The organism is Nonomuraea sp. NPDC049158 (assembly GCF_040648335.1).
In the GTDB taxonomy this organism is placed as follows: Bacteria; Actinomycetota; Actinomycetes; order Streptosporangiales; family Streptosporangiaceae; genus Nonomuraea.
In genome coordinates this window covers 176,544-194,879 of record NZ_JBEZDM010000008.1, presented here as the reverse complement: position 1 = coordinate 194,879, position 18,336 = coordinate 176,544, and the positions used below count along the sequence as shown (strand labels likewise).

The 18,336-nt window shown below is 70.9% G+C and carries 18 protein-coding genes; 3 read left to right on the top strand and 15 right to left on the bottom strand.

Features of this window, described 5'->3' with window-relative positions:
* The first annotated feature begins 13 nt into the window (after positions 1 to 13).
* Positions 14 to 451: an AAA domain-containing protein gene (locus AB0B61_RS19845; RefSeq protein WP_358433537.1), complete on the top strand. Its 438-nt coding sequence runs from the start codon at positions 14 to 16 to the stop codon at positions 449 to 451.
* A 1,559-nt stretch (positions 452 to 2,010) separates the two neighbouring features.
* Positions 2,011 to 2,406 carry a hypothetical protein gene (locus tag AB0B61_RS19840; protein WP_358433534.1) on the top strand — a complete coding sequence of 132 codons (396 nt, stop codon included), beginning with the start codon at positions 2,011 to 2,013 and terminating at the stop codon, positions 2,404 to 2,406.
* Here AB0B61_RS19840 and AB0B61_RS19835 read toward each other — a convergent pair.
* From AB0B61_RS19835 to AB0B61_RS19790, 10 genes are all read right to left on the bottom strand, one after another.
* Positions 2,381 to 3,835, bottom strand: a complete 1,455-nt coding sequence (locus tag AB0B61_RS19835; protein ID WP_358433532.1) for an ATP-binding protein — start codon at positions 3,833 to 3,835, stop codon at positions 2,381 to 2,383. The genes AB0B61_RS19840 and AB0B61_RS19835 overlap by 26 nt on opposite strands.
* An 11-nt stretch (positions 3,836 to 3,846) precedes the next feature.
* Complete coding sequence (locus tag AB0B61_RS19830; protein WP_358433529.1) at positions 3,847 to 4,530, bottom strand: response regulator transcription factor; 684 nt, start codon at positions 4,528 to 4,530, stop codon at positions 3,847 to 3,849.
* Positions 4,527 to 5,081: a GerMN domain-containing protein gene (locus tag AB0B61_RS19825; protein WP_358433526.1), complete on the bottom strand. Its 555-nt coding sequence runs from the start codon at positions 5,079 to 5,081 to the stop codon at positions 4,527 to 4,529. Before AB0B61_RS19825 ends, AB0B61_RS19830 begins: the two co-directional genes overlap by 4 nt.
* A gap of 11 nt (positions 5,082 to 5,092) precedes the next feature.
* A complete protein-coding gene (locus tag AB0B61_RS19820; RefSeq protein ID WP_358433524.1) occupies positions 5,093 to 6,343 on the bottom strand; it encodes an acyltransferase in 1,251 nt (416 codons plus the stop codon).
* Complete coding sequence (locus tag AB0B61_RS19815; protein WP_358433521.1) at positions 6,343 to 7,152, bottom strand: SGNH/GDSL hydrolase family protein; 810 nt, start codon at positions 7,150 to 7,152, stop codon at positions 6,343 to 6,345. The genes AB0B61_RS19820 and AB0B61_RS19815 overlap by 1 nt, the downstream gene beginning before the upstream one ends.
* 111 nt (positions 7,153 to 7,263) lie before the next feature.
* Complete coding sequence (locus AB0B61_RS19810; protein WP_358433519.1) at positions 7,264 to 7,509, bottom strand: hypothetical protein; 246 nt, start codon at positions 7,507 to 7,509, stop codon at positions 7,264 to 7,266.
* Positions 7,506 to 7,631 (bottom strand): hypothetical protein, encoded by a 126-nt coding sequence (locus AB0B61_RS19805; protein ID WP_358433516.1) that lies wholly within the window; start codon positions 7,629 to 7,631, stop codon positions 7,506 to 7,508. The genes AB0B61_RS19810 and AB0B61_RS19805 overlap by 4 nt, the downstream gene beginning before the upstream one ends.
* Before the next feature lie 146 nt (positions 7,632 to 7,777).
* A complete protein-coding gene (locus tag AB0B61_RS19800) occupies positions 7,778 to 8,929 on the bottom strand; it encodes an epoxide hydrolase family protein (protein WP_358433513.1) in 1,152 nt (383 codons plus the stop codon).
* Positions 8,930 to 8,940: 11 nt separating this feature from the next.
* Positions 8,941 to 10,116 carry a cytochrome P450 gene (locus AB0B61_RS19795; protein ID WP_358433510.1) on the bottom strand — a complete coding sequence of 392 codons (1,176 nt, stop codon included), beginning with the start codon at positions 10,114 to 10,116 and terminating at the stop codon, positions 8,941 to 8,943.
* A complete protein-coding gene (locus tag AB0B61_RS19790) occupies positions 10,113 to 11,270 on the bottom strand; it encodes a sugar phosphate nucleotidyltransferase (protein WP_358433507.1) in 1,158 nt (385 codons plus the stop codon). Before AB0B61_RS19790 ends, AB0B61_RS19795 begins: the two co-directional genes overlap by 4 nt.
* Positions 11,271 to 11,387: 117 nt before the next feature.
* Here AB0B61_RS19790 and AB0B61_RS19785 point away from each other — a divergent pair, with 117 nt between their 5' ends.
* Complete coding sequence (locus AB0B61_RS19785) at positions 11,388 to 12,596, top strand: nucleotide disphospho-sugar-binding domain-containing protein (RefSeq protein WP_358433504.1); 1,209 nt, start codon at positions 11,388 to 11,390, stop codon at positions 12,594 to 12,596.
* Here AB0B61_RS19785 and rfbC read toward each other — a convergent pair.
* From rfbC to AB0B61_RS19760, 5 genes are read right to left on the bottom strand one after another with little or no spacing between them, the layout of a single operon-like run.
* Positions 12,536 to 13,192 carry a dTDP-4-dehydrorhamnose 3,5-epimerase gene (rfbC, locus tag AB0B61_RS19780; protein WP_358433501.1) on the bottom strand — a complete coding sequence of 219 codons (657 nt, stop codon included), beginning with the start codon at positions 13,190 to 13,192 and terminating at the stop codon, positions 12,536 to 12,538. The two genes, AB0B61_RS19785 and rfbC, sit on opposite strands and share 61 nt — an antisense overlap.
* Before the next feature lie 10 nt (positions 13,193 to 13,202).
* Positions 13,203 to 14,009, bottom strand: a complete 807-nt coding sequence (locus AB0B61_RS19775; RefSeq protein ID WP_358433499.1) for an ABC transporter permease — start codon at positions 14,007 to 14,009, stop codon at positions 13,203 to 13,205.
* Entirely contained in the window at positions 14,006 to 15,073 is a 1,068-nt protein-coding gene (locus tag AB0B61_RS19770; protein ID WP_358433496.1) for an ATP-binding cassette domain-containing protein, read from the bottom strand. The genes AB0B61_RS19775 and AB0B61_RS19770 overlap by 4 nt, the downstream gene beginning before the upstream one ends.
* Positions 15,051 to 15,557 carry a MarR family transcriptional regulator gene (locus AB0B61_RS19765; RefSeq protein ID WP_358433493.1) on the bottom strand — a complete coding sequence of 169 codons (507 nt, stop codon included), beginning with the start codon at positions 15,555 to 15,557 and terminating at the stop codon, positions 15,051 to 15,053. The genes AB0B61_RS19770 and AB0B61_RS19765 overlap by 23 nt, the downstream gene beginning before the upstream one ends.
* Before the next feature lie 35 nt (positions 15,558 to 15,592).
* Positions 15,593 to 18,262 (bottom strand): hypothetical protein, encoded by a 2,670-nt coding sequence (locus AB0B61_RS19760; RefSeq protein ID WP_358433490.1) that lies wholly within the window; start codon positions 18,260 to 18,262, stop codon positions 15,593 to 15,595.
* Positions 18,263 to 18,336 lie beyond the last annotated feature (74 nt).

Here is an 18,336-nt window from a genome sequence, read left to right as displayed (position 1 = left end):
CGATAAAAGCGGTTTGCGGGCGTCGCCCCTGATCGAGAGCCCGCTGATCCTGGTCGACACAAGTGAACAACGCAAAGCACTGGCTCCCCAGCCAACCCGCCACGGTCACAAGGCCAACGCGATCCACGAGGCGGTCATCCACGAGCTGATTCGCGGCTTGCAGGCTGACGCCGTCCTCCCGGCGTATCAAGGACGCAGCGAGGGACCGCCGACAGACAACATCGCGGTGATCGCTCCGTACCGGGACCAGGTAACGGCCTTGCAGAGAAGCATCACCGACCGTTTCGGCGCTTCCTTCGACGGACTCGTCGACACGGTCCATCGGTTTCAGGGCAGCCAGCGGCCGCTGATCATCATTGACACGGTGGCGGGTGCCTCAGACAAGGTCGGATACTTCTACGAGGGGACTGGGCTCTCATCGCACACGCCCACATGCATGAGAAGGTGCTGATCATCGATGATGAGATCCTTTGGCATGGCTCGCTCAACCTCTTCACCGACAGCGGGCCCACAGATCTCATGATGCGGATCACGAGTCGCGCCTCCTGCGCCCGAGTCAAGCAGATCATGGCGCGAGCACGAACAGAGCGAGCTCCGACCGCCGGCGCCGTCAGCGCTGCGACCGCGGCCCGGCCGCAGGATGCAGAACGATCCGGAGCAGGCAGTAACCAACCTGCGGTCACAAACGCCCAAGAAACCGCCCGTACGCGCTCCGGAGTACGACCCAACAAGTTTCCGGGTCATTGCGCGAGCTGCTCGGTCGGGGTGTTGGCCAAGGGCGGGGAACTCGTCAAGGGCGACAAAGGTTGGCTTGTCCATTGTTCCGTGTGCTCCGATGCGGATCATCGTGACGCGCGTGGCGAAGATCCGCTACCGGTCCCGAACGGGCCGGCTCCAGGCTGCGAGCCGACTCTTGATCTTGAAGTGTTCGGCCTGACACGCGCCTGCTGGTAGTGCGCCGCTCAGACGACGAGCGTCGTCGTGCTGCATCCCGCACGGGCGGCCAAGGGTTACCGGGCAGCAGTGGGAGCTGAACAAGGTGACGCCCTCGAAGTCGCGCGTGGTCTACTTCAGCGCGCCGGGCCAACAGACTTGACGCGAAGCATCCAAATCCGTGCCAGTAAGACCCGGGGCGACTCGTACTTGTCGAACGGGTGCCAACGCTGCGGAGTCCTCCAAGGGGCCTTCGCACTTGGCGAGCAGGCCCACTCGGTCATGGCCTCGAATTGGACCCGCGGACTGACGTCGTTGACCGTCCAGCCGTGCGAAAGCCATGTTTGGCAACGCCTGCTTTTGGAGGGTGACAACATATACAGCTGACAAGTGTTGATCTTGGCGTTCTGGAAACTCCGGTCCGGCGGCGTCGTTCACCGTCATTCCGTAAGTGATGCGGAATGACGGGACGTATGGGCGAACGAGATTATCTTGGACAGGCGGACGATCTTGGGAGGCGCTGATGAAATGACGGACGAGCGCTGCATCCATGAACTCATCCTGGGCCGATGCGCTGACTGCGCGCCGATCCCGCGGGGCCTCACCAAAATGGTCTACGTCACGAAGGGCGGCTCGGTCTTTCACCGTCAACCGGACTGTTCGGCCTTACTGGAAGGGCAACGAAAGGCCTTACGATTCGGCCAGCAGATCCATGATCCCTTGCCGGTCACCCTGCGAGACGCCGAGTCGGCTGGGCGGGGGGCCTGCATCCTGTGTTTCCCGGATTACGTACCGCCAGGTGCCAAGCCCTGCAGCGTTCGGCACGGAGCGCAGTGGCTACCGGGGCTCCTCCTCGAGTGGCACCGCTCGGGCGAAGGGCGATGGAGCGGCGTAGTCGGTTACGTGGTGGAAGGCGAAGTCCGGACCGAACGCCGCGACCAAGACGACCTGCGCCCACGTTGACCTCCGAGCAGGAGATCCGCGACGACTTCCACGAAGTGTTAGTTGCCCGTGCCGCGTCCGCCTGACATCGAGGAGGCTTTCGCGATCGGACCGCGTGATGGGAGCACGAGCCTCATGCCACTCCACCAGGAACCGCTCGCCGACCGTACATACCTCAAGCCTGCCGAGTCGGTGGCGGGATGGTCGTTGATCGAGCGGCGACTGCAGGACCTGCTGTGGCGGACATATGGTCGGCTGCGCATCGCGGACCTCCGATGTCCCGAAAGCCATGAGGCCCTGGCGATCGTCTACCTTCCCTCGGCCGCCACCGATGTGACGCTGAACCGAGTCAAGGGTGCGCTCCGGGAATTGGGTTGCGAGATCGTCGACGAATCCGAGGTCGTTCACGGCGGCATCTGGCAGGCGTTTACGCCGGCGTTCAAACGAACGGTCGCCCAGGAGCAGTTAGAGGAGACGGGCGACTACACGCTCGCTGCCGCGCTCCTCATGGTGGGTGGCGAGGCAGGGTGAGGGTCAGGATGGCTCCGCCGTGGGGCGCGTTGGCTGCGGTGAGGGTGCCGCCGTGCAGGCGCGCGTTCTCGGTGGCGATGGCCAGGCCCAGACCGCTGCCGTCGGTTCGGGTACGGGCGGCGTCGGCCTTGGTGAAGCGGTCGAAGACGTGGGGCAGAAGGTCGGCGGGGATGCCGGGCCCGTCGTCGGAGACGGCAATGGTGATCTGGTCGATACCGGCCCGAACCTGGATGAGCACCGACACCGCCGCGCCGCCGTGCCGCAGCGCGTTGCCCGCGAGGTTGGCGAGGATGACATCGACGCGGCGCGGGTCGAGGCGGGCGCGCAGCCCTGAGGGCACATCGATACGGACCCGGTCCTGCCAGTGCCGCAGCGCGAGCGTCTTGGCGATGAACTCGCCCAGGTCGACCTCGTCGAGGTTCAGTACGGCGGCACCGGCGTCGAAGCGTGATACCTCGATCAGGTCCTCGACCAGGCGGGTGAGCTTGCGTGTCTCGTCGGAGACCAGGTGCAGCGCTTCGGCGGTGAGGGGCGCGAGGCGGCCGGAGGCGGCGTCGGCGTCGAGGACCTCCGTCACGGCGGCCATGGCCGCCAGCGGCGTACGCAACTCGTGGGAGACGTCGGCGGCGAACCGGCGCGCCCGCGCTTCCATGGCACGCAGCGCGGCCGCGTCGGCTTGGAGCGTGGCCGCCATCGTGTTGAAGGTGCGGCCGAGGTCGGCGAGTTCGTCGTCGCCGGTGACGTTCACGCGGGTGTCCAGACGGCCTCCCGCCATCCGCTCGGCGGCCGTCCGTAACTGCCGGACCGGTCGCAGCAGTCTGCGCGCGGCCAGCAGCGCGAGGACGATGGAGGCCAGGGCGACGGGGAGGGCCCCGGAGCGGGCGGCGGCCGCCAGGGTGTCCACGTCCTGCTGCTGGGAGGCCAGGGAGAAGGAGGCGTAGACGATGAGCGGCGGGGGATTGTCCGGGCGTGCGGCGGCGATGACGGGAAGGGCCACGGCCAGCCAGGGCGTCTGGGCGTGGTGGAAGCGCTGGGCCAGCGCGGTGGTCGCCGAGGCCGCTTGGGCGCGCAGTTGCGCGGGCAGCGGCGGCGCCTGTGCCCCGGCGGTGATGAGCGGGCCGCCGCGATAGGACAGGGCGGTGCGCCCGCCGCGCGTGCCCGCCGCGCGGTCCAGTTGCCGCGCCAGCGTACGCAGGTCCGCCTCGGCGGGGTCGGCGGGCAGGTCGGGCGCCCGTGCGGTGAGGTGGGCGCGGAGCTCCTGCAGGGCGTCGGCCTGGGCGCGTTCCACGATCGCGGTACGGCCCTGGCGGAAGGTGAACGCGGCGGCGGTCAGCGCGCTGAGCGCTGAGACCAGCAGGAACACCAGGACCAGCTGGGCCCGCAGGCCTCGGGCGAGGGGCGGGCGGATCGAAGCGGCCCGAACCGGCAACCGAAGCCGGATCACAGCGGCCCGAACCGGTAGCCGAAGCCGCGCACGGTCTGGATGTAGCGGGGGTCGCGAGGGTCGTCCTCGATTTTGCCCCGCAGCCGCATCACGCACGCGTCGACCAGCCGGTAGTCGCCGTGGAAGCTGTGTTCCCACACCTGCTCCAGGAGTTGCTGGCGGCTGAAGGTCTGTTCGGGCGCGGCTGACAGGAACAGCAGCAGCTTCAGCTCTGTCGGCGCCAGCGCGAGTTGCGCACCGTGCTTGAGCACGCGTAAGGCGATCCGGTCGATGAGCAGGTCGCCGTGGGTGGTGCGGGCCTGGCCGGGGGCGGCGGGCTGGGTGGTACGGCGCAGCACCGCGCGCATGCGGGCTTCGATGACCTCGCTGCTGGCAGGCTTGATCACGTAGTCGTCGGCGCCGGCTTCCAGGCCCACGACGACGTCCACGTCATCGTCGCGCGCGGAAAGGATCACGATGGGCACCTGGCTGAAGGCGCGGATACGGCGGCACGTCTCCAGACCGCTCATGCCGGGGAGCATCAGGTCGAGCAGGACGATCTCGGGAGCGCTCGCGATGAGTTCGGCCAGCCCGTCCTCGCCGGTCGCGACCAGCAGGGTTTCGTGGCCTCGGTGGCGCAGGCCGAGGCTCACGCCCCGGCGTACGGCCGGGTCGTCTTCTATCAGCAGTACGCGGGTCATGAGGGGGCTCCCTGCTCGATCGGGATGGCCGACCCGCTCTCATCGCACCTGACCGGCCACGGGTCGGCCGCCAGGCCGGGCTCGAACACCTCGACGACCGGGTCGGCGCCGATGCCCGGGGCCGCGGCGGCCGTACACACCAGCTGGCTCACCGCCTCCGGCCGCAGGTCGCGCACCAGCCACGGTAAACGCAGCTCCACCCGGCCCTCGGTCGTCCTGGCCCGGATCGGCCGGGTCGCCGACGGCAGCCGCGTGATCAGCCCCCGGGCCCGCTCGGCCGCTGTGGGCCCGGCGAGCAGCGCGTCCATGGCCTGTCGCAACCGGTCTCCGTCCGATGCCGGCCGGGACACCGGCCAGGTGCCCTGGGGCGTGACAAAGTACACCCGCAGCAGACGGTTGCTGTTCTCGGTCAGGCCGCCTTGGGCCGGCTGACCGGCGGGGCGTGCGTCGGTGTCGGTGATCCCGCAGCCCGCCAGCGCCGCCGCCGCGACAAGGATCGCCGCCACGCGACACAGCACCCCCGGCATGTGTTCGCTCTCGTTCTTCGGCATGGTCTCTCCGGCTACGGCTGGTTCAGCATGCTCACATCGACCGTCCCGGCGCCGGGTTCCGGCCGCGGTATCACCGCCCACAGCCCCACCGCCATCATCCCCGCGACGGCCAGCGTCGCCCATCCGCGCCGCCCGGTGGCCCACCGGGCGCGCAGTCGTACCGGATCCTCGACCGCGGCCTTCGAGACTAGCGCGGCCAGCAGCGACAGTCCGACCGCGGTGATCGTCCAGCCCCAGCCGTCGAGCCCGGCCACCGGCCGGGGCAGCAGCAGATAGACCGGCCAGTGCCACAGGTACAGGCTGTAGGACAGCTCGCCCAGCCGACGCGGTACGGCGCTGCCGACCACCCTGCCGACCAGGCCGTCCGGCGTACGGGCCAGGAGCGCGATCAGCACGGCGCTGCCCAGGGAGTGCGCGAACATCCCGCCCTGGAACAGCCCCGGGGCCTTCTCCCCGTCGGTCAGCAGCCATGAGACGGACAGCCCGCACAGCAGCGGGACGCAGATCACATCCACGACCAGACGCGGCAGACCGGCCACGGCATCTCGGACGGGCGCCGTGGCGGCGGCCGCGCCGAGCAGGAGGGAGAAGGCCCGGGTGTCGGTGCCCTCGTAGGCGCGGGTGGTGTCCACGGCCGCCCCGAGCCTGATCATGAGCAGCAACGAGATGAGCGCACCGGCGACCGCGACGAACGCCACTCGCCGCTGCCCGCCGGGCCCCTTCCCGGCCAATGCCACCAACAGCGGCCAGGCCAGGTAGAACTGCCATTCGACGCCGATGCTCCACAGGTGGGCGAACAGGCGGGTGCCGGCGGCATCCCAGTATCCGAGCTGCTCGTGGACATAGTGCCAGTTCACACTCTGGGCGGCCACCCATGGCGCGTCCTGGAGGGCGAACCTCAGCATGTCCGGCCTGGCGAACGCCCAGGCCAGCGGCAGCGTCGACATGACCATGACGGTCAGCGCGGGCAGGAGACGGCGGGCCCTGCGTCCCCAGAAGGCCATCAGGCCGAGACGGCCGCTGCTGCCGAGATCCTCCAGCAGCAGGCCGGTGATCAGAAAGCCGGACAGGACGAAGAACAGGTCGACGCCCAGGAACCCGCCGCGCATCCACCCGGCGTGAAACAGCAGGACCGCGACGACAGCGAGCCCGCGCAGCCCATCAAGCGCGCCGATGTGCGCGCGGCGATGGTCTGAGACGCCGATGTACGCGCGGTGAGGGCCGGGGATCTTCAGTCCCTCGCCGCCAGGGGCTGGCACCATCAGCCGCAGCCGAGTTTGGCGAAGCGCTCATCGCCGGTCCACGGCCCGGTGGCCCAGACGCTGGGGGCCGCCGGGGTGAAGCCGGCCAGCTTGCCGAGCCGCTTGGCGAACCAGTTGGCGAAGGCCGCCGACCCCTGCTGGCAGGAGTGGATGCCGTCCTTGGCGCGCTGGGCCTTCTTGGCGGCGTAGTCGCCGCCCCACAGCTCGGAGGCATCCAGGTAGCTCGCGTGAGCGGCCTTCGCGGCCATCGCGGGCGCGCTCTTGATCGCGTTCTCGTGCGGTTTGAAGAATTCGTCGATCTTGAACGGCGGGGCGGACACCAGGACGAGCCGGGCTCCGGCGTCCTTGGCCGTTCGGGCGAGCTTCTGGTAGGCCGACAGCTGCTGGTGGGCCGCGCCCCAGTCGTAGCTGGTGATCTGGTAGGCGATCACCGTCGGCCGGAAGGAGGCGAGGTTCGCCTTCAGCGTCTTCCACGTGTCCCGGGCCCCCATGGCCGTCACCGGATGGTCACCGGCGACGATGTTGCCACCGCCGTCGGAAGTGGCGTTCTTGAACGCCACACCGCCGGCCTTCAGCGCCGCTTCCAGGGCGGGGGCCTGCGCGCCTGCGATGGAGTCGCCCATCCATAACACCCTGACGCCGGCCGCGGCCTGTCCATCGCCGGTGGAGGCGGTGGAGGCGGGGGAAGCGGGGGAAGCGCCGCACCCCGCGAGCGTGGCCCCGACCGCGACGGCCACGGCCATGGCCAGGAACGCTCCGGCACGATGACGGTCAGCGGAGACAGCGGGAGAGAGGTTCGTCGCTTGCATGACCATCAGGCAAGCAGGCGATTCCGGAGGCCGACCGCGTTGTCATCGTTTCATCACACAATGGGGGATCGGCTGTCACGAAGGCAGGATCCCCGCAGCGGTTACCGACGATCAGCGGCGTCGCCGGAAGCGCCGCGCGGTCAGCCAGCCGGGCAATCTGACACGGAAGCCCGTGGCGTCGAGCACCGCGTCGAGCAGGGCCAGCAGGACGCCTGCTCCGCCCGCCAGCCCGGCGGCGCGGAAGTCCTCGGCCGGGGTGTCGCCGGGCCGTGCCGGGCGTGGCGTGATTCGTCCGGTGGGGTCCCAGAGGACCGCGATGGTGGCGCCCGGCTTCGCCACGGAGGTGCTGGTCGTCATCGAGTCCGGGCCGGCAGGACCCCGACCCAGCCTCCCGGACCGTAGGCGTCGAGATAGCCCCTTCCGAAGGCCAGCGCGATCGCCAGCACGGCCGACCACACGCGCGGCAGAGCGCCCTTCACGTCCGTGGAGCGTGTGTACCTGCGAGGCAGAGGCATCTGATCACCCTCGCCATCGGTGCCCGCGCCGCTCACGACGTAAACGTCATCCCATCAGGCGCTCACACGCCCGCGAAGCCGGCGAAGCCGGCGGAGCATCGGCCGCGCGGTCACCGGCCTCCGGGTCCGTCGCCCTGAGCGGCTTCCCCGAAGCGGGCGAAGAACTGCCGGATGTCGCCGGCGAGCAGGTCGGGTGCGTCCTGCGGTGCCCAGTGGCTGCCCCGGTCGTACTCTGTCCAGGAGACGATGGCGTGGTGGTCGCGTTCGGCGAAGCGCCGCAGCGGCCTGAAGTCGTAGGCGAAGCTGGCGAAGCCCAGGGGGACGCTGGTCGGCTCCTTCGGGTGCTCCGTGTGGTGGTCCTCATAGAACAGCCGGGCGGCCGAGGCGGCGGTGTTGGTCAGCCAGTAGATCGTCGCGCTGGTGAGGATCTGGTCTCTGGTGAGCCCGGCGAGCAGCTGGTAGTTCCAGGCCAGCTGGCCGACGGGGGAGTCGGCCAGGGCGTGGGCCACGTTCTGCGGCGCCGTCTCCTGCATCACCGCGAAGCCGATCATGCCCGTGTCGAAGGTCTGCTGGAAGCGCAGCTGCCCGGCCTCCTCCTGCGTGAGGTTCTCGAACTCGGCCGGGTCGCCGGTGGGGAAGGAGAACACCTGGGTCACGTGTACGCCGATGACCCGCTCGGCCGCGATCCTGCCGAGGTCCGGAGCGATCTTGGCGCCCAGGTCGTTCCCGTGGACGCCGTAGCGGTCATAGCCCAGCCGCGCCATCAGCTCGGCGAGCGCGCGGGCGACGCGGTGGCGGTTCCAGCCCCGCTCCGTCGTGGGCCCGGAGAAGGCGAACCCGGGCAGCGACGGGATGACCAGGTGGAAGGCGTCGCCGAGGGCGTCGATGAGGTCCACGTACTGCATGACCGTGTTGGGCCACCCGTGGATCATGAGCAGCGGGGTGGCGCCCGGGTTCGCCGATCGCACGTGGACGAAGTGCAGGTTCTGGCCGTCGATCTCGGTGGTGAACTGCGGGTGGCCGTTCAGGCGCCGCTCCCACGCGCGCCAGTCGTAGCCGTCGCGCCAGTAGGCCACCAGCTCGCGCAGGGGAGCGAGGGGGATGCCGTACTCCCATCCCGAGGGAACGGCGCCGGTCTGTGCTGGTTCGTCGGCCGGTTCCGGCGGCAGCTCGCCGCTCCAGCGGGTACGGGCCAGCCGCTCCTGGAGGTCGTCCAGGTCCTGTTGCGGGATCTCGATGCGGAAGGGACGGATGTCTGCCATCGAATCGCTCCTTACCAGGTGACGGGCAGTTCCGTCACACCGCCGGTGAGTGCGGCGCGCTTGGGGATGCCGGCCAAGGGCGCCGCCAGTCGCAGTCCGGGCAGCCGGGAGAACAGGCGGCCGAAGACCGTTCGCAGCTCGATGCGGGCCAGGGGCGCGCCGATGCAATAGCGCACGCCGTGCCCGAACGACAGATGGGGATTGGGGCGCCTCGACACGTCGAAGCGTCGCGGGCAGTCGAACTCCCGCTCGTCGTAGTTGGCGGCGTTGGCGTCGAGCAGCACCGCCTCGCCCTCGCGTACCCGCACCCCGGCGACCTCCAGGTCGGACCGGGCGTATCTGATCATGCCGCCGCCACCGTGACCGCCGTGCCTGAGGATCTCCTCCACGGCGTCGTCGAGCAGGCCGGGCCGCTCGAGCAGGGCCTGACGCTGGTCGGGATGGGTCAGCAGCAGCATGACCCCGGTGTCGACGCGGACGGTCGTCGTCTCGTGCCCCGCGAACAGCAGGGTGGCGGAGAGGAAGGCCGCCTCATCGTCCCCCACCCCTTCGACCCCGCACAATCCGGAGATCACGTCGTCGCCCAGGTGCTCCCGTCTCTCCTTGACCAGCTCCCGCATGTAGCCCACCAGCGAGAAGAGCGCCGCCCGCGACCGCTCCAGGTCCAGCATGTCCGCGATGTCGGTCGACCAGCCGGTGAACAGGTCCCGGCCCTCCGGCGGCACTCCGAGCAGCTCGCAGATCACCAGGACGGGAAGCGGGAGCGAGAGCTCCGCGTGCAGGTCCGCGCGCCGCTCGGCCCGCGAGGCGAGCCCGTCGAGCAGCTCGTCCGCGAGGGCCTCGACGCGCGGGCGCAGCGCTCGCATGCGCTTGGCGGAGAAGTACGGTTGCAGCAGGGAACGGAACCGGCGATGGTTCTCGAATTCGGTGTCGAAGCCGTCCATCGCCCCGTTGAACAGGCTGTTGGTGTAGATCTGCGAGGCTTTGTCCGGCTCGCGGTGCGAGCGGCCCAGCCGGTCGTCGGCCAGCAGCCGCTTCACCTCGCTGTACCTGGTCACCAGCCACGCCTCGTCACCCGCCTGCGTACGGATCCTGCTGATGGGCGACTCGGCCTGGAGCGTGAGCAGCTCCGGGGCGACGTCCAGCGGGTGCTCCTGCGGGAACGGCAGTGCGGGCAACGTGGTCATGCGTGCTCCTCGAAGGCGGCCGGCGTCCGAATACCAGCTGTCTGGGCCCCGGTCGTCCGAGTGCCGGTCGCCTGAGTGTCGGCGTCCTCACTCGACGGGCGCTCGAGGAGGAGTTGGGCTCTGTCGCCGACCACCAGCCGCAGCGCGGCCGCCTTTCCGTACCCCTCCACGAGGGCGTCGCCGCCCACCACCGAGTCGCGGATCCGGGCGGCGCGGATGCGCGCGCCCGGCAGGAGGACGGAGCGTGACACGCCGGCGTCGAGGACCGCGCAGTCCGGCCCGAGACTGGTGTACGGGCCGAGCACGCAGTCCACCACCACCGAGTCCGGCCCGATGACGGCGGGACCGTTGACCCGGCTCCTGACCACGCGCGCGTTGCCGCCGACGACCACCGGCCCGTTCAGCACGCTGGCCGGATCCACGTCGCCCTCGACCGTGCCGCCCAGCGTCTCCAGGATGGTGGCGTTGGCCGCCAGCAGGTCCCCCACCTGGGTGACCTGCGCCGCGTACCCCTGGCAGGCGTGCGCTCGTACGGCATAGCCACGCTCGATCAGCCAGCGCAGCGCATCGGTGGTCTCCAGTCGCCGGTCCCAGGTGGGCCTCAGGCTGTGCAGCGCCTGGAGGACGACGGGGGAGAAGGCGTAGACGCCCATCAGCGGGACGGCGAGCGGGCCGGGCCGGTGCCTGCCGTCCTCGACCCGGCGCACGGCGCCGTCGTCGTCCACGTAGACGAAGCCCGACTCGGAGGCGGACGCCGGCCCCGCCGTCAGCACCAGCGCCTCGGGACGGGTGACCCGGAATTCCTTGACCATGGTGGGCAGCGTGCCGAGCGTCACGGTGTGGCCTTCGTGGACCACGAAGCCGTCGTCGTGCAGGAGGTGCTGGGCGGCGAGGACGTCCTCGGCCAGGCCACGGGAGGCGGGCTGATGGAGGTAGGAGGCCGCGACACCGAAGAGGGAGCCGCCGCCCAGCACGCGCCGGATCTCCGTCGCGTGGTCCCCGACGACCAGCACGACGTCGGTGATGTCGCTCGCGGCCAGCTCGTCCAGGACGTGGCCCAGGATCGGCCGGTTGGCGAGCGGCAGGAGGTGGGTCGCCGGGCTCACCTGACGCAGTCTCCTGCCGGTCCGGCTCGCGGCGACGAGCGCCTTCATCGAGACCCTCCCTGATCCGGGTGCTGGCCGTACCGTAGGCGGGCCGTCTCGACGGGTGGACGACCCGCGCTCGAGCGGCGCGGGGCAGCCTCGGGCTGGTCGACAGCCTGGGAGGCGATGATGCGAGTCCTCTTCGCGGTGTGGGCGTGGCCCACGCACTACTACGCGCTGGTGCCCTTCGCCTGGGCCTGCCGGGCGGCGGGACACGAGGTCCGCGTCGCCAGCCAGCCCGCGATCGCGGACACGATCATGGCTTCGGGCTTCTCACCGGTGGTGGTGGGCCAGGACCTGGACGTGAACGGCATGTACCGCGCGCGGCTGGACCGGCTGCGGGACGAGTCGGACGGGCGGCTGGCCAGGTTCTCCCGGTGGAACGCGCGGGCAGGCGCGGAGCTGGGCGGGCGGCCGCATGTCATGCGGATTCACGCCGCGATCGCCGAGGCGATGCTCGACGACCTCCTGGACTTCGGCTCGAGCTGGTCGCCGGACGTGATCGTCTGGGATCCCGGCACCTACGCGGCGCCCATCGTGGCCCGGCGTCTGGGGGTCGCCTCGCTCCGGCATCTCTGGGGGCCGGACATCGTCCGGCACACCGCGCTCGAGGAACGGTGGGTGGCGGAGTTCGCCGAGCTCTTCGACCGGTACGGTCTCGGCCCCGATCCGTCCCTGGCCGACCGCACCGTGGATCCGTGCCCGCCGAGCCTCCAGGTGTGCGCGGACTCCGCGACCCTGCCCGTCCGCTACGTCCCCTATACGGCCCCGGCGGTCCTGCCGGGCTGGGTTCACCGGCAGGACCGGACCAGGGTGTGCGTCACCTGGGGTACCACCACCGCGCGGATGACCGGACGGGGCGTGGAGATGCTGCCCAAGGTGGTGGACGCGATCGCCGACCTGGACGTGGAGATCGTGCTGACGGTCACCAGGACCGAGCTGGACGCGTTACCCGCGATGCCGGAGAACGTCCGGGTCGCCGAGATGCTGCCGCTGCACGCCCTGCTCGAGTCCTGCTCGGCCATCGTGCACCAGGGCGGTCCCGGGACCATGCTCACGGCCGCGCTGGCCGGGATCCCCCAGCTGCTCGTCCCCGAGTTCCCCGACCAGGTGCTCGGCGCCGTGCGCCTGGCCGAGAGCGGGGCCGGCCACCACCTGCCCGTGGACGAGGTGTCCCCGGGGGCGATCAGGCAGTCCCTGGTCACGGCGCTGGAGGACCGCTCGATGACGGCGGCCGCCCAGCGGCTCCGGGACGAGATGGCGGGGCAGCGAACCTACGCGAGCCTGGCCGACGGGCTGCCCGAACTGGCCGCGTCGGTGCGCAGCCGGGCGTAGTGCTCGAGACAGGCCGCGAAGCCGGGCAGCAGGTCGGCCCGCTCGGCTTCGCCGAGGCTCGGCGCGCGCGCGTCGCGCTCGGACAGGACGGGAGAGCGGCCCTCCGGCCACGGCAGGGCGAGCGCGGGATCGAGCGGGTGGACGGCCACCTCCTTGTCCGCGTCGTAGCGCTCCGAGCACAGGTACACGATCGTGGTGTCGTCCTCGTACGCCCAGTACGCGTGCCCCAGGCCCTCGGAGATGTAGACGGCGCGGCAGTTGGACTCGCTGAGCAGCAACGCGTCCCACAGCCCGAAGGTGGGGGAGCCGGGGCGCAGGTCCACGACCACGTCGAGCGCCGAGCCGCGCGGACAGTAGACGTACTTGCCCTGGCCGGGCGGCAGCCGGGTCAGGTGCACGCCGCGGAGCGTGTCCTTGCGGGAGACCGCGTGGTTGGTCTGGCCCAGGCGCAGCGGGTGGCCGGTCGCCGCGGCGAGCGCCTGCTCGTCGTACCAGACCACGAGCCGCCCGCGTGGATCGCGGTGGTGCACGGGGTCGAACGCCCAGGCGCCCGGGACGGCCAGGGGGCGGGTGGTCATGGAGGTCACGGAGGTCATGGCGGCGTCCTCAGGTCAGCGACCGGCGGCGGAAGCTCACCATCCCGATGGCGGTCAGCACCACGCAGGAGCCGATGAGCACGACGATCGAGATCCACGGCTCGATGTGCGGCACCTGCGGCTCCAGCGCCGCCCGCACTCCCTCGCTCGAGTACGTCATCGGATTGAGCGCCGTCAGGACCTGGAACCAGGGCAGCTTGCCGAGCGAGGGCCACGGGTATTGGGTGCCGCCGGTGAACAGCATCGGCGCGATGATGAGGGCGAACATGATGCCGACCTTGTTGGGCGGCAGCAGCGTACCGATGATCAGCCCGATCGCCCCGGCCGCCCAGCCGCCGAGCAGGATCGACAGCACCAGCAGCGGAAGGCCGTCGACCCGGAACGTCGCGTCCTGGATGATCAGCATGCCGGCGGGCAGCGTGACCGCGGCCGCGAACAGCGCGCGCAGCGCCGCCGCCAGCACCTTCTCCAGCCCGACCAGGGAGATCGAGACGGGCGCCAGCAGGCGGTCCTCGATCTCCTTGGTGTAGCCGAACTCCATCATCAGCGGCAGGGCGACGGCCTGCAGCGCCGCCACGAAGCCGCTCATCGCGACCACGCCGGGAAGCAGCACGTCGTTGTAGGAGGGGTCGACGTAGGCCAGGCGGCCGAGCACGCCGACGAAGATGAAGAGCATGACGAGTGGCTGGAGCACGACCTGGGCGAGCACCGAGACGATGTCGCGCCACGTCACGACGGCATCGCGCCACAGGATCGCGAGGACCACGCGCAGCGGGCTGACGCCCCTGCGGACGGCCGTCTGGGCGGACACGCTCATCGCAGGCTCCTCCCGGTCAGGGTGATGAAGACGTCCTCCAGGCTCGGCTCGCCGATCTGGACGTTGGTGATGGGACAGTCGCGCTTGGCCAGCAGTTGCGCCACCGGCCCGAGCACGGCGGCGGGATCGTGGCTCACGTAGAGCCGGAAACGCGTCTCGCTCGTAGCGGGCCCGGCGGGGGCGGCCGGCGGGGGTGGCGGCCCGAAGGGCGGCGCGCCGCCCGGTCCGCCGCGTACGGCGGGTGCGGACTCCACGCGTTCGACGCGTTCGACGCCGTCGACACCGGCCAGGACGTCCGGCAGCTCCTGGGCGGCCGGTCCGGAGAGTTGCGCGAGGGTGATGTCGAGCATGCTCTTCCCCTCCAGGCCGCGCGTGAGCGCGTGGACCGTGTCGAGCGCGAGCAGCTTGCCGTGGTCGATGATGCCGACCCGGTCCGACAGGTCGGCGGCCTCGTCCATGTCGTGCGTGGTCAGGACGATCGTCACCCCCGCGGCGCGCAGCTCGCGGATCCGATCCCACACGAAGAGCCGCGCCTGCGGGTCGAGCCCGGTCGTCGGCTCGTCGAGGAACAGCACGCGAGGGTCGTGCATCAGGGCTCGGGCGATCAGCAGGCGCTGGGCCATGCCGCCCGAATAGGTGTTGACGTTGTCGCGGCCCCGCCCGGTGAGCCCGAAGGACTCCATGAGCTCGGTGGCCCGGGCCTTGCGGACCGCGCGCGGCACGCCGTGGTAGGCGGCGTGGAAGACCAGGTTCTGCCAGGCGTTCAGGGAGCGGTCGAGGTTGTTGACCTGGGGCACGACTCCCAGGAGCCGGCGGGCCGCCACGGGGCGGGCCACGACGTCCACGCCCAGGATGGTGGCCGTGCCGCCGGTGGGGACGACGCGGGTGGTGAGGATGCCGATCGTGGTGCTCTTGCCCGCGCCGTTGGGGCCTAACAGGCCGAAGATCTCTCCTGGGCGGACCTCCAGGAAGAGCTCGTCGACGGCGTTCGCCGGAGCCCCGGGATATCTCTTGACCAGGGCGTCGATGGCGACTGCTGAGTCATCGACCTTGCCGGCGGTCACCGTTGTCTGTGTCTGCGATCCGGGCACGAGTGGCCTCCCGTTCGTCGAAGAGGATGGTGTCGATGAGGAACTTGCGGATGATCGCCTCGTGCTCGGGATCGGGCAGGCTGGGGGCGAGCGCGGGTGCCTCGCTCAGGACGCCCCCCACGCGCTCGATGATCTTCTTGCCTCGCGGCGTGAGCACCAGCAGGACCTTTCTGCGGTCCACGGTGTCGCGCAGACGGTCCACCAGGTGATCGCGGGCGAGCGTGTCCACGATCCCCGTCAGCGTGGAGACGTGCACCCAGCAGCGCCGGGCGATCTCGGTGTGGGTGCCCGACCCGCGGCTCAGGGCCAGCAGCACGTTCATCCCCGCGACGGACACACCATGCTCCTGGCTCAACAGAGCGTTCCAACGGCTGTTCAGCACATTTCCCGCGATCGACACCAGATAGGGGAGCGGTGCTTGTTGGAGGTCGGGCTCCGCCGAATGCTCAGACGTCATGGTCGTACGATATCAGGTTTGTTGGCAGCCATACATTACGGAGTCAGATATTTTTGGCCCATAGCTTTTGCCGCTCCCGCGATCTTCACGTAGGGGGCTCCCGGGTCGGCCCACGGGCCGGGCAGCCGTAACGGCACCCCCGGGGCGGTGGTGCGCGCGGACGGACGGATGTGGCGGAGCGGCAGGAGGAGGGCGTAGTCCCGCGCCGGTCCGTTGAGCTGGTCGGCCGGGAAGGCCCAACCGGCGTTGGCCAGCGCGGCGGCCTGCCCGAAAGGCGGCAGGCCGCACACCGTGTACGGGTCGATCCGCCATCCGGCCGGGCAGTCGGACAGACTCCCCTGGCCGAGCCCGCCGAGCCCGCCGAGCCCGCCGAGCCCGCCGAGTGCGTCGAGCGCGCCGAGTGCGTCGAGCGCGCCGAGTGCGTCGAGCGCGCCGAGTGCGTCGAGCGCGCCGAGTGCGTCGAGCGCGAGCAGCGCGGCGGGCAGCGCGGGCGCCCATGCGGCCAGGTCCGCGGGCAGCCGCGGGAGCCCGGTGTCGCTGATCGGCGCGAACTCCTCGGCCGCCGACAGCAGGCGCCCGCTCGGGTCGTAGGAGTAGTGGCACTCCCGCCGCGTCCCGTCGGCGTCGTCCGCGATCGAGCGGAGCTTGCCGTCCCAGAAGTACTCCCATGACCTGGTACGGCGCGTGCCGTCCCGCCGGGTCTCGGTCCGCAGCGTCGGCTGCCCGAGCTGGTTGTACTCGTAGACGGTCGAGACGCCGGCCGCCAGGTCGATCACCCGCAGGAGCCAGCCGGAGTCCAGATAGGCGTACTCGCGGTCGGCGGGGCCGCCGGACGGGCCACTGCCCACGATCCGGCCCCGCTCGTCGCGCGCGAACCAGCGCCCCGACCCCACCGGGCACCGGCCCGCGCTCGCGTCTTCTACGGTGTCGCCGTTGAGCGGCGGCTGGATCGCGCTCGCGTCTTCTACGGTGTCGCCGTCGAATGACCACCGGATCGCGCTCACCCTGCCGACGGCGTCGCATTCGAAGTGCCACTCCCGGGTCGAGCCGTCGACACGGGTCAGCACGATCGACGACGGGTGGCCCGCGAGGTCGTAGCCGAGGTCCAGCCGGTCGCCGCGGTCGCTGCTGACGGTGCGGGCCAGGCCGCGCTCGTCCCTGTCGAAGCGCAAAACGCGGCCGTCCGCATCGGCGAACTCGACCAGCAACCCGTCGGCGTCGTAGGACCGGCCGGCGCCGTCCGCGGCTTCCTCCGGGAGGGGCTCGACGCGGCGCGGGGGATCGTCGAACTGGTCGGGCGGCGCCACCAGGGCGCGCGGGCGGTCGTCCGGACCGTACTCGAACAGGGTGATCGCGCCGTTCCCGGCCGTGAGCTGGACGATGTTGTCGTTGGCGTCGTACGTGGGACCCGGGGTGATGACGTACTGCCCGTTGGCGGCGTCCTTGGCCGACACCAGGGCCAGGGGGCGGCGGAAGAGGTCATAGCACTGGTGCCGTGAGACTCCTTGGGCGTCGAGGGTGCTCAGCAGGTTGCCCAGCGGGTCGTAGGTGTAACGGGTCTCCTGGCCGCAGGGGTCGACGATGCTGCCGGGCAGGCCGTTGGCGTCGTGGCCGGCGTACTTGGTCAGGTTGCCCTTGGCGTCCTCCAGGCTCGTCAGCCGGCCCCGGCTGTCGTAGCCGAGGCGGGCCAGCAGCCAGGCGCCCGCGCGGACCTCGGTGAGGTTGCCGCGCTCGTCGCGGCCGAAGGTCCACCTGCGGTTGCCCGGGGTGACCCATTCGACCAGGTCATGGCCGTCGCCGTGCCGGGCCCAGCGCAACCGGGCGCCCCCGGCCGCCACCGGCCGTCCCGTCTCCGGATCGCAGGTGGGCGCTTCCCCTGTGCGTTCCGTCCCCGGATCGCGGTCGGCCGCTTGCGCCGTGTCGGCCGGGGGCGGGGGGAAGCCGATCCAGTTTCCGGAGCGGTCGCGGATGCCCGCGAGCCGGTGGCCGCCGTCCCGGGCGTAGTGCAGCTCCGTGGCGGCGCCCAGCGGATCCACGACGCGGACCAGGCGCTCGGAGTCGTCGTAGCCGAAGGACATCAGCTTGGCGTCGGGGGTGCCGTCCGCGTCCACGAGCTCGCGCAGCAGGCCCGACGAGTCGTGACGCAGGACCAGGCGGCGGCCCAGCAGGTCGATGACGCAGACGATCCGGCCGCCCGCATGGCCCAGGCCGAGCACCCGCCGGCCCGAGCGGTCGGTCACGGAGACGCACCGGCCGTCCGGGTCGTAGACGAAGGCCAGTCCGTTGCCGTTGCGGTCGCGGACGCGGACGGGCCGGCCGTCCGCGTCGAACTCGCGGCGCAGGCCGTCGGGCGAGGTCAGACGCCAGCGGGTCCCCTCGAGCAGCGTCGCGTACACCTCCGGCGGCGGCTCATACCCTGTCGCCGTCTTGTGGAAGATCAGGTCGGTGCCGGTCTCGTCGGGGACCGCGACGTCGCCGGAGGGCAGCCGTCGCAGCCGCGCCGCCGGCGCAACGCCGCAGACGGACAGCACCCAGTCACGGTGGTAGCGCAGGCGTACGAGCAGGTCGAAGCCGGGTCCCGGATGGACGAAGGGGTCATAGCGCAGCGACGGCCGGCCCGACGGCGGGTCCACCTCCAGCCGGAGCCCGGCGCCGCAGTCCACCCCGTGGACCCCAAGGTAACGGTGATCATGATCGGCGAACATGGTGATCTCCTGGCGGTTCGGCGGAGATGCCGACGCTAAGGCCCGGCCCTCAAGCGCCGGTTGAGCGCGGCGTG

Excerpts from the sequence above, each read along its gene's own strand:
- AB0B61_RS19820 (WP_358433524.1), bottom strand. The coding sequence starts at position 6,343 with ATGGTGCCAGCCCCTGGCGGCGAGGGACTGAAGATCCCCGGCCCTCAC.
- AB0B61_RS19765 (WP_358433493.1), bottom strand. The coding sequence starts at position 15,557 with ATGACGTCTGAGCATTCGGCGGAGCCCGACCTCCAACAAGCACCGCTC.
- AB0B61_RS19760 (WP_358433490.1), bottom strand. The coding sequence starts at position 18,262 with ATGTTCGCCGATCATGATCACCGTTACCTTGGGGTCCACGGGGTGGAC.
- AB0B61_RS19830 (WP_358433529.1), bottom strand. The coding sequence starts at position 4,530 with ATGACCCGCGTACTGCTGATAGAAGACGACCCGGCCGTACGCCGGGGC.
- AB0B61_RS19840 (WP_358433534.1), top strand. The coding sequence starts at position 2,011 with ATGCCACTCCACCAGGAACCGCTCGCCGACCGTACATACCTCAAGCCT.
- AB0B61_RS19800 (WP_358433513.1), bottom strand. The coding sequence starts at position 8,929 with ATGGCAGACATCCGTCCCTTCCGCATCGAGATCCCGCAACAGGACCTG.
- AB0B61_RS19810 (WP_358433519.1), bottom strand. The coding sequence starts at position 7,509 with ATGACGACCAGCACCTCCGTGGCGAAGCCGGGCGCCACCATCGCGGTC.
- AB0B61_RS19790 (WP_358433507.1), bottom strand. The coding sequence starts at position 11,270 with ATGAAGGCGCTCGTCGCCGCGAGCCGGACCGGCAGGAGACTGCGTCAG.
- AB0B61_RS19785 (WP_358433504.1), top strand. The coding sequence starts at position 11,388 with ATGATGCGAGTCCTCTTCGCGGTGTGGGCGTGGCCCACGCACTACTAC.
- rfbC (WP_358433501.1), bottom strand. The coding sequence starts at position 13,192 with ATGACCTCCGTGACCTCCATGACCACCCGCCCCCTGGCCGTCCCGGGC.
- AB0B61_RS19775 (WP_358433499.1), bottom strand. The coding sequence starts at position 14,009 with ATGAGCGTGTCCGCCCAGACGGCCGTCCGCAGGGGCGTCAGCCCGCTG.
- AB0B61_RS19825 (WP_358433526.1), bottom strand. The coding sequence starts at position 5,081 with ATGCCGAAGAACGAGAGCGAACACATGCCGGGGGTGCTGTGTCGCGTG.
- AB0B61_RS19795 (WP_358433510.1), bottom strand. The coding sequence starts at position 10,116 with ATGACCACGTTGCCCGCACTGCCGTTCCCGCAGGAGCACCCGCTGGAC.
- AB0B61_RS19815 (WP_358433521.1), bottom strand. The coding sequence starts at position 7,152 with ATGCAAGCGACGAACCTCTCTCCCGCTGTCTCCGCTGACCGTCATCGT.